Source organism: Marinobacter sp., assembly GCF_046484525.1.
GTDB lineage: Bacteria > Pseudomonadota > Gammaproteobacteria > Pseudomonadales > Oleiphilaceae > Marinobacter.
Genome location: NZ_JAWOIS010000058.1, coordinates 17,173 through 31,735 on the forward strand (window position 1 = coordinate 17,173; position 14,563 = coordinate 31,735).

At 60.3% G+C, this 14,563-nt stretch carries 13 protein-coding genes; 10 read left to right on the plus strand and 3 right to left on the minus strand.

From position 1 onward, the window contains the following. Positions 1-8 precede the first annotated feature (8 nt). The 3 genes from R6W86_RS12270 to R6W86_RS12280 all read right to left on the minus strand — a co-directional run bounded on the left by R6W86_RS12270 (position 9) and on the right by R6W86_RS12280 (position 4,115). The gene (locus R6W86_RS12270; RefSeq protein WP_410329650.1) at positions 9-1,178 is read right to left on the minus strand and encodes a PilZ domain-containing protein; all 1,170 of its coding nucleotides are present in this window, start codon (positions 1,176-1,178) and stop codon (positions 9-11) included. A gap of 62 nt (positions 1,179-1,240) precedes the next feature. Continuing rightward, on the minus strand, positions 1,241-2,725 hold the full coding sequence (locus R6W86_RS12275) for a glycosyltransferase family 2 protein (RefSeq protein ID WP_410329651.1): 1,485 nt from the start codon (positions 2,723-2,725) through the stop codon (positions 1,241-1,243). Between the two features lie 79 nt (positions 2,726-2,804). Next, positions 2,805-4,115 carry a nucleotide sugar dehydrogenase gene (locus R6W86_RS12280; protein WP_410329652.1) on the minus strand — a complete coding sequence of 437 codons (1,311 nt, stop codon included), beginning with the start codon at positions 4,113-4,115 and terminating at the stop codon, positions 2,805-2,807. 664 nt (positions 4,116-4,779) lie between these two features. Here R6W86_RS12280 and R6W86_RS12285 point away from each other — a divergent pair. From R6W86_RS12285 to R6W86_RS12330, 10 genes are all read left to right on the plus strand, one after another. Then, positions 4,780-5,580, plus strand: a complete 801-nt coding sequence (locus tag R6W86_RS12285; RefSeq protein WP_410329653.1) for an SDR family NAD(P)-dependent oxidoreductase — start codon at positions 4,780-4,782, stop codon at positions 5,578-5,580. Positions 5,581-5,590: 10 nt separating this feature from the next. Beyond that, entirely contained in the window at positions 5,591-6,796 is a 1,206-nt protein-coding gene (locus R6W86_RS12290; RefSeq protein ID WP_410329654.1) for an acyl-CoA dehydrogenase family protein, read from the plus strand. Beyond that, complete coding sequence (locus tag R6W86_RS12295; protein WP_410329655.1) at positions 6,796-7,821, plus strand: phosphotransferase family protein; 1,026 nt, start codon at positions 6,796-6,798, stop codon at positions 7,819-7,821. Before R6W86_RS12290 ends, R6W86_RS12295 begins: the two co-directional genes overlap by 1 nt. After that, complete coding sequence (locus R6W86_RS12300; RefSeq protein ID WP_410329656.1) at positions 7,818-8,180, plus strand: DUF6285 domain-containing protein; 363 nt, start codon at positions 7,818-7,820, stop codon at positions 8,178-8,180. Before R6W86_RS12295 ends, R6W86_RS12300 begins: the two co-directional genes overlap by 4 nt. A 25-nt stretch (positions 8,181-8,205) precedes the next feature. Then, positions 8,206-9,819, plus strand: coding sequence for an AMP-binding protein (locus tag R6W86_RS12305; protein ID WP_410329657.1), 1,614 nt, complete (start codon positions 8,206-8,208; stop codon positions 9,817-9,819). A gap of 129 nt (positions 9,820-9,948) precedes the next feature. Further along, the gene (locus tag R6W86_RS12310) at positions 9,949-11,172 is read left to right on the plus strand and encodes an ABC transporter substrate-binding protein (RefSeq protein ID WP_410329658.1); all 1,224 of its coding nucleotides are present in this window, start codon (positions 9,949-9,951) and stop codon (positions 11,170-11,172) included. Between the two features lie 77 nt (positions 11,173-11,249). Continuing rightward, on the plus strand, positions 11,250-12,119 hold the full coding sequence (locus tag R6W86_RS12315; RefSeq protein ID WP_410329659.1) for a branched-chain amino acid ABC transporter permease: 870 nt from the start codon (positions 11,250-11,252) through the stop codon (positions 12,117-12,119). After that, complete coding sequence (locus tag R6W86_RS12320; protein ID WP_410329660.1) at positions 12,116-13,063, plus strand: branched-chain amino acid ABC transporter permease; 948 nt, start codon at positions 12,116-12,118, stop codon at positions 13,061-13,063. The genes R6W86_RS12315 and R6W86_RS12320 overlap by 4 nt, the downstream gene beginning before the upstream one ends. Further along, complete coding sequence (locus R6W86_RS12325; protein ID WP_410329661.1) at positions 13,060-13,842, plus strand: ABC transporter ATP-binding protein; 783 nt, start codon at positions 13,060-13,062, stop codon at positions 13,840-13,842. Before R6W86_RS12320 ends, R6W86_RS12325 begins: the two co-directional genes overlap by 4 nt. Then, positions 13,839-14,543 carry an ABC transporter ATP-binding protein gene (locus tag R6W86_RS12330; protein WP_410329662.1) on the plus strand — a complete coding sequence of 235 codons (705 nt, stop codon included), beginning with the start codon at positions 13,839-13,841 and terminating at the stop codon, positions 14,541-14,543. Before R6W86_RS12325 ends, R6W86_RS12330 begins: the two co-directional genes overlap by 4 nt. The last annotated feature ends 20 nt before the right edge of the window (positions 14,544-14,563 follow it).

The window sequence follows — 14,563 nt, forward strand, 5'->3', positions numbered from 1 at the left end:
GGCTCCAATCAATTGCCGGATACTCGGTCGACGATGCCGTCCAGGGCGGACAGCTGCATCACATCAACGGTCACACCAATGGGGCGGCCCACCGATTCGAGCGGCATGGGTTCCTCGGCCTGGATCAGGGCGTTGATGGCTGTGCCCGGCTGGTTGGGCGTCTCGGCGTCGACGTAGAGTGATTCGATCGAGCCCGCTCGGGTTTCACCGCCGGCCAGATGCAGGGTGACGCTCTGACCCTCCTGCAGATTTTCGCCTTCGGTGAAACTGAACCGGGCGATGATGTGGGCGGAGGCGTCGGTCGGTACCAGCACCGCGATCTGTTCGCCCTTGCTCATATACTGGTCTTTGGCGGGCAGCAGGTTGAGCACCCTGCAGTCACACGGACTGGTCAGGGTGCCCCGGACACTCTGGCCCAGAAGTTCCTCGATTTGCTCGACGGTGTAGTTGCCGTTGCCCACCAGTTCATTGACGTACGCGAGCATGGGCGCATCGAACGTAGCAATGGGCTGGCCGGCTTCGACCTGGACACCGGGCTGGACCAGGGTGGTGACCTTGCCGTCCTTGGGGAGGCTGACCGGGATGTCCTCGGAGGCGACCATGGCGGTCTCCGCCTTGGTGACGAAATAGATCTGCCAGAGCTGGAAACCGATGAAGGCAACCGCCATCAGGCCAACGCCCATCACCACCAGGCTCACAACCATCGCCCGGGCGCTGGCGAAGAAGCCAAGGGCCTGGCTGGATTTGCTCTTGCGCGCCTTGGTGAAGTTCTCGCGGGAGAGGGTGTTGAGCACGTCGCCGGCAGAAACCAGCTCACCACTGAGGAAGGAGGTCATCAGGTAACGCAGGACCGAGACCTCGCGCTGGCCCAGGTTCTGGAACTCACAGCCACAACGGTCACTGTCCTGCCCCATGTTCCGGGGTACGAATTCCACTTCCACAGCCATGTCCATGCCGTCCACCTTGAAGACCAGGCGGCCGTTATAGACCTTTCCGCGGCGGAGGGACTCGTTGCCCAGGCGGATGCAGAAACCCCCGGCAGACAGATCTTCGAGTGGAAAGCGCACGGGGGCGCCGTCAAGTTTCACGAAGAGCGTCGCTGGCATGCGGACCCTGGCGAACTGCCTCTGTGCTTCGGATTCGTGTACAAACTGCGGTGCAATCGCTGCCGTGTTCATTACTTTGACCCTTGAGTGTTAGCTGTTTTGATAATGCTTCGTTTCCGGTGGCGCGGCTGGCGTCACACGATGAACATGACGGTTGCCAGGAAGACGCTGGTGGCAGAGAACGTCATGATCCGGGAAGACCATCGGTTCATGCGCTGCTGGAACGACGCCGAATCCGTGCTGTAACTGGTCTTCTGGCGTGTCCAGGACTGCCGGTCGAGCCGGAAGAACACATAGATTTTCATCAGTGACCCGAAGATTTGGTTGAAGTACAGGATCAACGGGTAGGCCGGCCCGACCGGGTGCCCCGTGGCCAGGAGCATGATGCTCAACACCAGGCGGGTAAGGCCGATCCAGAGCAGATAGGCGATCAGGATCACGCCGGAGTACTTGATCGCTGCCACGATTGCGGCGGTCAGCCCCAGGATGCTGGTCCACATGGAGATCCTCTGGTCCCAGAGCACGTACCAGGTAAACCAGCCCAGCCGCCCAGGCCCCAACTTGGTCGCCCGGCTGTTCTGACGCAGGTTGTTGCCATACCATCGGAACATGAGCTGCCTGGCCGAGCGGAGGAAACTCGGATCGGGTGGATGCTCGACGGTGTGGATGGAGGCATCGGGCACATAGAAGGTGTCGTAGCCCAGGCGCATCATGCTGTACCAGCTGGACTTGTCGTCGCCGGTCAGGAACCGGAACTGGCCCAGCCGCCAGTGTTTGAGGGAGTCGTACTCGACGTCGGAGATGAACTCCGGGCGGGTCACCACGCTGGCGCGGAAGACCGACATTCGGCCGGTAAGCGTCAGAACCCGCCGGGCTAGTCCCATAGAACACATGTTGATGTGCCGTTGGGCGAAGCGCAGCTTGTGCCATTCCGACATCAGGTAGCTGCCCTTCACTTCGCAGAATTCGTTGGTGGTCAGTGCACCCACCTTCGGCATCAGCTTGAAGAAGGGGGCGGTCTTGCGAACCACGCCGGGATCAAGGACGGTGTCGCCGTCAACAACCGCAATGATGGCGTTGTCATCGGGAATGGCGCGGGAGATGGCTCGGAAGCCATAAGCCAGGCCGTCGCGCTTGCCGGTGCCGGGAATGCGGACCAGGTTGAGCTGGACCCGCTCCGGTGGATCGAGCTTGCGCCAGAGCGAGCGCATCAGCATTTCATCCGACAGCTCCACGATGGAAGCGACCACAGTGGTTGGCCAGCCACAATCGATGGCTTCCCGGATGATGGACTCGTAGACCTGCGCGGTTGTGGCGGCGTCGATCCGGAAACTGGTCACCATCAGGAAGACATGGGACGGCGCTGCCTCATCACCGAGTTTTTGCGCTCTGCGACGCAGAATCGGATAGGCGTGGTGCAGAAAGTACATACCCCGGAAGAAATGGGTAATGCCCACGGAGTAGCGCCAGAGGCCGATCCCGCCGATCAGCAGGATGAAATGCGCACCCCCGGGGACAATAAACTCTCTGGGCAGGGCGACGGCGAGCGATCCCAGGGCCGCCACATAAAGGCACCAGCCTCCAGCTCGCGAGAATGGGTTGTCCAGAATCATCGACATGGCCGAGGTTCTCCAGGGTTCATCGGTAACGTCTGTTTGAAAAGCGCCCCAGCACAGCACAGTGGTCGGGGCGCCGGGTTTACCAACAGATGCCTTCCAGCACGCCGTTGGTGGTGGTTTTCATGAAGCCCACGAGATCAACGACCCGCTTCCCTTCAGGTACTTCTGCGATGACGGTTTCGAACAGCTCGTCGTTATTGCCGACCACCAGCACATCGCCATGCTCGACCACGCCACGAAGATCACTGTCCATCAGGTTGGAGAGATGGGGGATCTTCTGGTTGATGTACTCCCGGTTGGCGCCGTGGGTACGGGCGTAATCCACGTTGCGGTCGAAGATCCGCAGGTCGTAGCCTTTGCCGATAAGCAACTCGGCCAGTTCCACCAGTGGACTCTCACGAAGGTCGTCAGTGTTAGCCTTGAAGCTCAGGCCCAGCATGCTGATCTTGCGACGGCCGTAGCCGGTCACGATATTGAAGGCCTTGGCCACCTGTTCGTTGTTGCTGCTCATGATGGAGCTGAGCAGGGGATGTTTGATGTCCATCTGGCTGGCCCGGTAGGTCAGAGCGCGGACATCCTTGGGTAGACAGGAACCGCCAAAGGCAAAGCCGGGACGCATGTAGTAGCGGGAGATGTTCAGCTTGTTGTCGAGGCACATCACGTCCATGACATCCCGGCCGTCCACACCCATGGACTTGGCGATGTTGCCGATCTCGTTGGCAAAACTGACCTTGGTCGCGTGCCAGACATTGCAGGTGTACTTGATCATTTCCGCCACCTCGATGGGCTTGCGGATCAGCGGTGCATCCAGATCGCCATAGAGTTCGGCAAGCAGTTCACCGGAGCGGTCATCCAGCTGCCCGATCACCGTCATGGGCGGGTGGTCGTAATCCTTGATAGCCGTGCTTTCCCGGAGGAATTCCGGGTTCACGCAAACACCAAAATCCTGCCCGGCGATCTTGCCCGAGGCCTCCTGCAGGATCGGGATGACCACGTCCCGCACGGTGCCCGGCAGCACGGTGCTGCGAACCACCACCAGGTGCCAGCCGTCCTTCTCGCGCAACGCCGTGCCGATGTCCCGGGAAACCTTCTCAACGAAAGTCAGATCCAGGTCGCCATTGGGCTTGCTCGGTGTGCCGACACAGATCATGGACATCTCGCTTTCCAGTACAGCGGTCATTCCCTCGGTGGTCCCTTTGATGCGGTGGGCGCGAACGCCGTCACCCAGCAACTCTTCAAGGCCCGGCTCAACGATCGGCGATTTGCCGCTGTTCACCAGCTCGATCTTGACCGGGGAAACGTCCACCCCGACCACCTCATGACCGCGACGGGCCAGACTCGCCGCACAAACGGCACCCACATAACCCAGACCAAATATGCTTACACGCATGGTTTCCGCTCCCTTGTTGTTCCGGAAAGATGTCCCGGTGTTACCGGTTTCGGTGTTGCTTTCCGGAAAACGTCAAAAAAATGGTGTTTCTGAGGTTGTCTGCCAAGGCCGTTCGTCCTGGCTTCGTGCCTGCAAAAAAATGGTCCTTCACCGCGTTGTGAATCGGTGCGAAAAAGACCGATTTTTTTGCAGTCCTTTTCGTGTTTCGGGCTCAGGAAAATTTCCTCCGCTGGCCCTGAAACAGTTTTAAAACGTACCGAAACAAATGATTAAATGCCTGTTACACAATGATAATTTTGATTTGTAGGCTTGATTTACATGTATGGGGTTTGGTGTGAAATCAGGATGGACAGGTGTGCGTCAACTGCTTGATTTTCAGAGGGGGCACCAGGCAAATCTGTCGTTTTCACAGGCAGGAATGGGCGACAAAAAATTGACGGCAGCGTTTTTGTAAATTCTATTTATCTATTTTTGGGAGCGAAACTATTTCGAAAACGTCTTAAAAATAGTTCTTGTTACGCGAACTTTCTGAACGATGTCCCGATTGTCATTTCCTGAATGGATCTTTTTTTGCGGGTTCATCGTGTCCGCGCGCCGCCTTCCCGAAATTGGGGCTTGAATAATTCGAGCGCTCGTTCTATTTTTGGGTCCCGGAGGTCGAGATATGAACAATTCCAATAACACGAACCCTGGCAATACAAACTGGTCCCTGCGCGCTGATGGCAAGACCGCACTGGTCACCGGCGCCGCAGGTGGCTTGGGCCACAGCTTCACCCGGTGCCTGCTGGAGGCCGGTGCTACGGTCATCGTCAGTGGGCGCCGCCGCGAGGCGCTGGAGTCTCTCAAGAGCGAATTTCCCGAACATGCCGATCGGATCCATGTGGTCACCATGGATGTCACAGACGAGGCAAGTGTCACCGAAGCCTTCGATACCATGGCCGATGAGGTCGGTATTCCGGATGTGGTGGTTTCCAATGCCGGTGTCGCCACCAGCAGGAAGGCGCTGGACCTGACCGGCTCCGACTGGGACAAGGTGGTCGACACCAACCTCAAGGGCTGCTGGCTGGTTGCCAATGAGGCCGCCCGTCGTCTGTCCGCCATCAACAGGGGCGGCAGCATCATCATGATTTCTTCCATCCTTGGTCATCGTGTGGCCGGCAACGTGGCGCCCTATGCAGCGGCCAAAGCCGGTGTCGAGCAGCTGACCCGGGCACTGGCGCTGGAATGGGCCCGTTACGGCATTCGCGTCAATGCCCTGGCTCCGGGCTACATCGAGACTGATCTAAATCGTGATTTTTTCGCGACCGAGCCTGGCCAGAAAATGATTCACCGTGTCCCCCAGCGCCGGCTCGGCCAGGCGGGGGATCTGAGCGGGCCATTGCTGCTGCTGGCCTCGGACCTTTCCGACTACATGACCGGCAGCACCCTCGTGGTGGATGGCGGCCATCTTCAATCCTCGCTGTAAGGAGCAGGCTGTGGACTTCAATCTGGATCCCAGGAACGAGTCGTACCGGAAACGCATCCGGGACTTTGTGGAACAGGAGTTGTTGCCGATGGAGCAGAATCCGGAGGCATACGATGAGCATGAGAACATTGCGCCGGAGTATCTGGAACAGATGCGCGCCAAGGCCAGGCAGCAGGGCCTATGGTGCCTGCAGATTCCCGGGCGTCTCGGTGGTCAGGGCCTGGATGTCCAGGGTATGGCGGCCTGCTACGAGGAGATGAACCGGTCTATCTTCGGGCCGGTGGTGTTCAACTCCGCGGCGCCCGATGACGGCAACATGATTGTGCTGGCCAAGGTCGCCACCGAGGCCCAGCAGGAGCGTTGGCTTAAGCCCATCGTCGAGGGCCGGGTCCGGTCGTCCTTCGCCATGACCGAACCCCCTCCCGGCTGCGGCTCGGACCCGGGCATGATGCAGACCACCGCCACCCGCAAGGGCGACCGTTGGGTGATCCATGGTCACAAGCACTACATCACCGGAGCCGGGGAGGCGTCCCATTTCATCCTGATCGCGCGCACGTCCGACGATACCCGCAAGGGGCTCAGTGCCTTTATGTTCCATAAGGACGATCCGGGCTGGGAAGTGGTCCGGCGCATTCCGATCATGGGGCCGGAGGAACACGGTGGTCATTGCGAGATCCGCTTCGATGGCCTGGAGATTCCCGACGAGAACCGGCTGATGGAAGTGGGTGATGGCCTGAAGGTGACCCAGATCCGTCTCGGCACGGCCCGTCTGACCCACTGCATGCGTTGGCTGGGGCTGGCCCGCCGTTCCCTGGAAATCGCCACCGATTATGTCGAGAAGCGCGAATCCTTCGGCCAGACCCTGGCCCAGCGCGAAGGTGTCCAGTGGCTGCTCGGCGAGGCCGCCATGGAGATCCAGATCGGCCGGCTGCTGACCATGCACGCGGCCTGGAAGCTCGATCAGGGCGACTTTGCCCGCAAGGAAGTGTCCATGGCCAAGGTTGCGGTCGCGGACACCCTGCATAAGGCCGTCGATACGGCGATCCAGCTCTGTGGTGCCCGGGGCTATTCCAAGGATACCCCGCTGGAGTGGATCTACCGTTATGCCCGCCAGGCCCGTCTGGTGGATGGTGCCTCGGAAGTGCACAAGATGGTGTTTTCGAAGCTGCTGTTGTCGGAGCGAACCGACTTCTGGCACTGGGGAGTGAAGCCCTGATGTCTGCGTTGGCCGACACCTTCAGCAATTTCATTGTCCGGCAGAGCGGTGCCCGCGGCGCGCGGGTCATCGAGTTCGACAAGCTCTCCGGGGGCGCCATCCAGGACAACTTCGGGTTAACCCTGGAGCTGGAGGGCGGTGATCGGCCGGGCCGGCAGGAATTCGTGGTCCGGCAGGACGCTCCCTCCGGGGTGGCCGAGAGCCTGTCCCGGCCGGAGGAATTCCGGGTGTTGCAGGCCGCATTCGGCGCCGGGGTTACCGCTCCGGAACCGCTCTGGCTGTGTGAGGATGCTGAAGTCAGTGGGCGTATCTTCTATGTCATGAGTCGGGCTTCCGGTACCGCCTCACCGCGCAAACTGGTCAAGGGTGATCTCACCGACGATCAGCGCCGGCACCTCGTGCGCCGGCTCGGTGCCGAGCTGGCCCGGCTGCACACGGTGCGGCCGCCGATGGATTCTCTGGCTTTTCTCGAGATGCCGACCGGGAACAATCCGGCCCTGAGCCGGGTGGCGCTGTACCGCCGCTACCTGGAGGAAATCGGGGAACCGCATCCGGTGCTGGAATGGGCCCTGAACTGGCTCGACGACCACGCGCCGGAACCCGGTCCCACGGTGCTGTGCCACTGCGATTTTCGCACCGGAAACTACATGGTGGACAGTGACGAGCTGACCGCGGTGCTGGACTGGGAATTTGCCGCCTGGAGTGATCCCTGCGAGGACCTGGGCTGGCTTTGCTGCCGGAGCTGGCGTTTCGGCGGCAAAGACCGGGAAGTCGGTGGCGTTGGTGACAAGCAGGACCTGCTGGCCAGTTACCGGGAAGTGAGTGGCGCCGACATTGATCCGGCTACGGTCAGTTACTGGGAAGTCATGGCGCTGGTGCGTTGGGCCATGATCGCTCTGCAACAGGCATGTCGCCACATGTCCGGTGAGCAGCGCTCGCTCGAACTGGCCCTGACCGGGCGCATGGTGGCCCAGATGGAATTCGACCTGCTGAACCAGATCCCGGAGTTGGAGGAGGGGCAATGATCAATGAGCCGGATACCCGCGACCTGCTGACTGAAGCCCGCCAGGTGTTACTGGATTCACTGGTGCCGGATCTGGCCGGGGAACAGAAGTACCAGGCCCTGATGATTGCCAATGCCATGGGCATGGCCATCCGGGAGATCGAACAGCGGGAGCAGGGAGAGCCTGAAGCCACCGACAGGTCGCTGTCGCAATTCCTGGCCGCACACCAGCTACCGGATGACCCGTCACAGGTGGAGCAGACCCTCGCCCGGGCCCTCCGTGACCGCCGGCTCGATGGCGATGATCCGGAACTCAGATCGGTTCTGAAGGGCATGACAGAGGCCCGGTTGCGAATCAACAATCCGGGCTTTCTGAAGTAATCCGGACAGTCCAACACGGTGCGATATGAACAAGTACAAGAACCTGAACAAGACCGCCGCCAATCATTCCGCCCTGACCCCGCTGACCCTGCTGCAGCGGTCAGCGCGGGTCTACCCGGACAAGCGGGCGGTTATCGACGATGACATGAGCCTGTCCTACCGGGATCTGTATCGCCGCTGCCGGCAGATGGCGGATGCGTTGCGCGCCCGCGGCATTGCTCCCGGCGACACGGTAGCGATCCTGTGCCCCAACAGCCATGAAATGCTCGAGTCCCACTACTCAGTGCCCATGGCCGGTGCGGTGCTCAATTCCATCAACATCCGTCTGGATGCGGGCACCCTCTCGTTCATCCTGGCCCACGGGGAGGCGCGGGTGCTGTTCTACGACACCCAGTGGGAAAACCAGGTCCGGGCGGCGATCGCCGAGCTGGAAGTGCCGCCACTGCTGGTGGCCATCGAGCGCAAGGCCGGCTCCAGCGAGGGTCTGGCGGAACTGGACTATGAGTTCCTGCTCGCGGAGGGCAACCCGGAAGCCTTGTGGTCGCAGCCGGAGGACGAGTGGGACGCCATCACCCTGAATTACACTTCCGGTACCACCGGTAATCCCAAGGGCGTGGTCTACCACCATCGCGGCGCCTACCTGGCCGCCATGTCGAACGCCATGGCCTTCGATATGATCGCCGAGACCGTCTATTTATGGACGCTGCCGATGTTTCACTGCAACGGCTGGGCCTACACCTGGGCGATCACCGCCGTCGGCGGCACCCATGTCTGTCTGCGGGAAGTGGATACCCGGGAGATCTATCGCCGGATCGAGGAGTACGGCGTGACCCACATGTGCGGCGCCCCGGTGGTGATGAACATGCTGGTGCAGGATCTTGGCCGCGAGAATCTTACCCTCTCCCGGCGTGCCCGTTTCGCTCTCGGTGGCGCTGCGCCTCCCAGCAGCGTGATTCGCAAGGCGGAGGAAATCGGTTTCGAGATCACCCACCTTTATGGCCTGACTGAAACCTTCGGTCCGTCCACCCTGTGCGTGCCCCAGCCGGAATGGCAGGCGCTGCCCCTGGAAGAGAGGGCAGTGAAGATGTCCCGCCAGGGTGTGCCCACCCATGGTCTGGACGACGTGGACATCCTCGATATGACCAGTGGCGAGCCGGTACCGGCCGATGGCAGGACCATGGGCGAGATCTGCATTCGCGGTAACACCGTGATGAAGGGGTACCTGAAGAATTCGGATGCCACCGGGAAGGCCTTCCGGGATGGCTGGTTCCACACCGGCGATCTGGCGGTCATGCATCCCGACCGCTACGTCGAAATCCGGGACCGGGCCAAGGACGTGATCATCTCCGGCGGCGAGAACATCTCCAGCCTCGAGGTGGAGGAGGTCCTCTACCGCCATCCGAAAGTATCCGAAGCGGCGGTGGTGGCCATGTCGGATGAGAAATGGGGCGAAGTGCCCTGTGCCTTCGTGGATCCCGTTGATGACGGTGATGAGCTGACTGCCGAGGACATCATTGCCTTTTGCCGGGACAACATGGCGCATTTCAAGGCGCCGCGGAAGGTGGTGCTGGGCAAGTTGCCCAAAACCGCCACCGGCAAGATCCGCAAGAACATTCTCCGGGACTCACTTTCCCATTGATCGGGCTGACCATGGTCAGCAGGAGGTTGCGATAGCGCGAATAACGCATTCACACTAACGAAACCGGCCCCGATATAACGGGCCTGACAGTTCCAGTGACAACAAAGACAAGAACACAGGAGCAATACCATGAAGAAAACAAGCATGAAGAAACTGCTGGTTGCGATGACCGCAGCCGCAACTCTCGGTACCGCCGGGACCAGTTATGCCGAGGAGCCTATCCAGATTGGCGGGATCTACATTCTGTCCGGCAGTGCTGCCACTTACGGTGAATTTGCCCAGAAAGGTATCAACCTGGCGGTGGATGAAATCAACGCCTCCGGCGGCATCCTGGGTCGCCAGGTGGAAATGGTTTATGAGGATAGCCAGGGCAAGGCATCGGTGGCCATCCAGGCCGCCCGGAAACTGGTCTACTCCGAGGGTGTTGAAGCCTTGGTGGGCCTGGACAGCTCGGGTGTCGCCCAGGGCATGGTGCCGACCATGCCGGAGTTGCAGAAGCCGCTGATCATCACCCACGCCGCCACGCCGGACGTCACCGGCAAGCTGTGTAACCCGTTTACCTACCGCATCAGCGTCAACGTGGCCCAGAACATGAAGGCTGCCGCCCTGGTTGCGGCCGAAACCGACGCCACCAACTGGACCACCATCGGTCCGGACTACGCCTTCGGTCACCAGTCCTGGGAGTTCTTTGGCAACTACCTCAAGGACATCAAACCGGACGTGAATCTGATGTCGGAGACCAACTTCCCGCGCTTCGGTGCCGAGGACTTCACGCCGTTCATTGACCGTGTGATGAACTCGGATGCCGAGGGTGTACTGATCTCCGTCTGGGGCGGCGATCTGGTCAACTTCATCCGTCAGGCCAACACCCGTGGTTTCTTCGACAAGGACATGGAAGTGATGTTTACCGTCGGCGCAGCGACCGAGGTGCTGTCCGCCCTGGGAGAGGAAATGCCCGAGGGGGTTCACCTGTCTACACGCTACTGGTATGACGCCTACGACAATGAAGTGAACGATCGCTTTGTCAAAGCCTACATGGATGCCTATGGTACGCCGCCCAGCTATAACGCCGAGGGTGCCTACGCCGCCATCTATGCCTACAAGCAGGCGATGGAAGCCGCAGGAACCACCGAGGGTCCGGCAGTGGCCAGGGCCCTCAGTGGCATGAGCATGACCGCGCCGAATGGCACCGTGACCTTCCGTGCAGGGGATCATCAGGCCATGGTCAGCCCGAACTGGGGTGTTTCCGGTCCGATGCATCCCGAGCACGGTATCCGGACATTGACCAACCTGCAGATCTTTGACGGTGAAAAAGTAGCCCGCACCATCGAAGAGACCGGTTGCAAGCTCTGATCTGACTATCTTTCATCAGCTTGCCGTGGCGCTCTCCTGGGCGCCACGAAACCGGCCCCAACCTAATGAGGTAATCCATGTCTGGCATCGGAGCGGCGTTGCTAAACAGTCTCGATATCGGCTTGCTGCTGTTCATCATTGCAGTGGGCCTGAATATCGTGTTCGGTGTTCTGAACATCATCAACTTTGCCCACGGGGCGTTGTACATGCTGGGAGCCTACCTGGCTTTCACCCTGATCAACCTTGTGGGAATGCCCTTCTGGGCAGCCCTGTTATTGGCGCCGATCGGTGTGGCCATCCTGGCCGTCATTATTGATCGGCTGCTTTTGCGATTCATCTATTCTCGAGATGTGGCGGACAGCCTGTTGCTGACCTTCGCCATCCTGCTGATCATCAACGAGAGTGTCCGTGTAATCTGGGGCAGCGGCATCCAGGTGGTCCAGCCGCCTCAGTTGCTGTCCGGCTCGGTGCAGCTGCTGGGCAGTTCCGTGTCCACCTACAGCCTGTTTGTGATTGTCATAGGCTTGTTGTTGCTGGCGGGGCTCTGGTACCTGTTCAACCGCACCCGCGTGGGTCGTATCATGCGCGCGGCGGCGCTGGACCGGGACATGGCCGAGGCCCTGTGCATCAATACCCGCATGGTGGTCACCGGCGTGTTTGCCTTCGGTGCCTGGCTGGCCGCTGTTGGCGGTGTGGTGGCAGCGCCGATGCGGGCACTGGACCCGGGCATGGGTGACAAGATCATCATCGAGTCCTTCATTGTGGTGGTCATAGGAGGCCTGGGCAGCTTCCCGGGTGCGTTGCTCGGTGCCATCATCCTCGGCCTGATTCACGGCTTTGGCGGCCGCTATCTGCCGGAAGTGAACCTGCTGCTGCCGTTCCTTGGCATGGCGCTGGTTCTGTTGTTCAAACCTAACGGCATCATGGGCAAAGGGGCGACCGCATGAAGACCAAGATTCTGATGGGCCTTCTGGCCGTGGTGATTGCGGGGCTGATTGCGGTGCCCTGGATTGCCTCCTACTTCTATATCTTCATCCTCACCGAGATCCTGATCCTTGGCCTGTTTGCAGCCAGCTTCAACTTGATCTTCGGCTACACTGGCATGCTCAGTTTCGGGCACGCCGCCTTCTTCGGCATCGGTTCCTACGCCACGGCGCTGGTGCTGATCCACCTGGAGTGGCCATTCCTGGCCTGCCTGCTGGTGTCCATGGGTGCCTCGGCGCTGCTGGCCCTGGTGATCGGCTTCCTCAGCGTCCGCCTCAACGAGGTCTATTTCGCCATGCTCACCCTGGCGTTCGGCATGATGGTGTTCGCCATCGCCTACCAGTGGCGCTCCGTGACCAACGGCAGTGACGGCCTGGCCGGTTTCACCCTGGGCTCCTTCGGGCTCGGCTTGGACCTGACCCTGGGTAACCCGGCAGTCTACTATCATGTGGTGCTGGCCATCGTCGCCATTGCCGCGGTTGTGTTGTACCTAATCTGCCGCAGTTCCTTCGGCATGATCCTCAAGGCGATCCGCCAGAACCCGGAGCGGGTGTCCTTCGCCGGTCTGAACGTGCGTACCTACCGCCTGGTGGCGTTTGTCATCGCGGGTTCCTTTGCCGGCCTCGCCGGTGGCCTGATTGCCCCGTTCCTGCGGGTGGCCAGTCCGGAGCTGCTGCACTGGTCCATGTCGGCTGAACCGGTTCTGATGGCCATTCTCGGTGGCACCGGTTATTTCCTGGGACCGTTCGTCGGCTCTGCGGTGTTCGTGCTGCTGGAAACCTGGATCACCAGCTACACCGAGTCCTGGATGCTGGTTCTGGGCATCATTCTGGCGATGATGGTGATTTTCTTCCGCAAGGGGTTGCTGGGTACGGCCCTTGACTGGTGGATGGAGGTGAAGAAATGAGCAAACCGATCCTGACCATAGAGAACCTCACCAAGCGTTTTGGCGGCGTCCACGCAGTCAACGGTATCAACCTGGAAGTGATGCCGAAGGAAACCATCGCGATCATCGGTCCCAATGGTGCCGGCAAGACCACCTTCTACAATATGGTGTCCGGGCGGATGTTGCCGACCGAAGGCAAGATCACCCTGGACGGGCAGGACATCACCGGGCTGCCGCCCCACAAGATCAGCCGGCTGGGAGTGTCCCGTTCGTTCCAGATCAACAACATCTTTCCCGAGATGACGGTGCAGGAGAACGTGGAAGTGGTGCTGTCGGCCTATCATGGCCACAGCCGCAAGCTGTTCAACATTGCTTCCCGTAATACCGGGATCCAGCAGGAAGCAGTGGAGTATCTGAAACGGCTGGGCATCGACGGTCTCAAGGACCAGCGCGCGGAGGTCATCAGTTACGGTGACAAGCGATTGCTGGAAATCGCCATGGTGCTGGCAACACAACCCAAGCTGGTCCTGCTGGACGAGCCTACCGCCGGCATGACCCCGGACGAGACCCGGCGTACCACCAAACTGGTCAAGAGCCTGGCGGACAGTGGTGATTACACCTTCCTGATTACCGAGCATGATATGGACGTGGTGTTCAATCTTGCCGACCGCATCCTGGTCATGCATCGCGGTGAAAAACTGTTTGCCGGCACTCCGGAGGAAGTGAAGAACCATCCGGAGGTTCGTGTTGCCTACCTGGGTGAGGAAGACGAGGAAGCGGTCGAGGAGGCCAACCCATGATTCTTGATGTTCGCAATATCCAGACCTTCTACGGTGAGAGCCAGGCGCTTCACGGTGTCACGCTGCAACTGGACGAGGGCGAGACCGTCTGTATCCTTGGCCGGAACGGTGCCGGCAAGAGTACGACCCTGAAAAGCATTATGGGATTGACGCCGCCCCGGTCCGGAGAGGTGATCTTTGACGGCAAGCCGGTGCATGGCCTGCCGGCCCACCAGATCGCCCGGGCGGGCATCGGATATGTGCCGGAAGACCGTCGAATCTTCCCCGGCCTGAGTGTGCGGGATAACCTGGAGGTGGCTTCCTACCAGCGCAAAGGCAGCGCCGCACGCTGGACCGTGGACGGTATTCTGAAGAAATACGAGATGCTGGGAGAACGGGCGGACCAGGACGGTGCTACCCTCTCCGGTGGCCAACAGCAGATGCTGGCGGTGGCCCGGTCACTGATGATCCAGCCGAGGCTGTTGTTGCTGGACGAGCCGAATGAGGGGCTGGCTCCGGTGATCGTTCAGCAGATCGGCGAACTGATCGACGATCTGAGCAAGACCACCACCATTCTGTTCACTGACCAAAGCGTACAGTTCGCTCTCAAGCATGCCCGGCGGGCGTACATCCTGGAAAAAGGTCAGGTGGTGCACGAAGCACCCAGTGACGAATTGCGCGCTGATCAGGCAACCCAGGACCGGTTCCTGTCGGTGGCGTGATCTGGCTTATAATCCCCGCC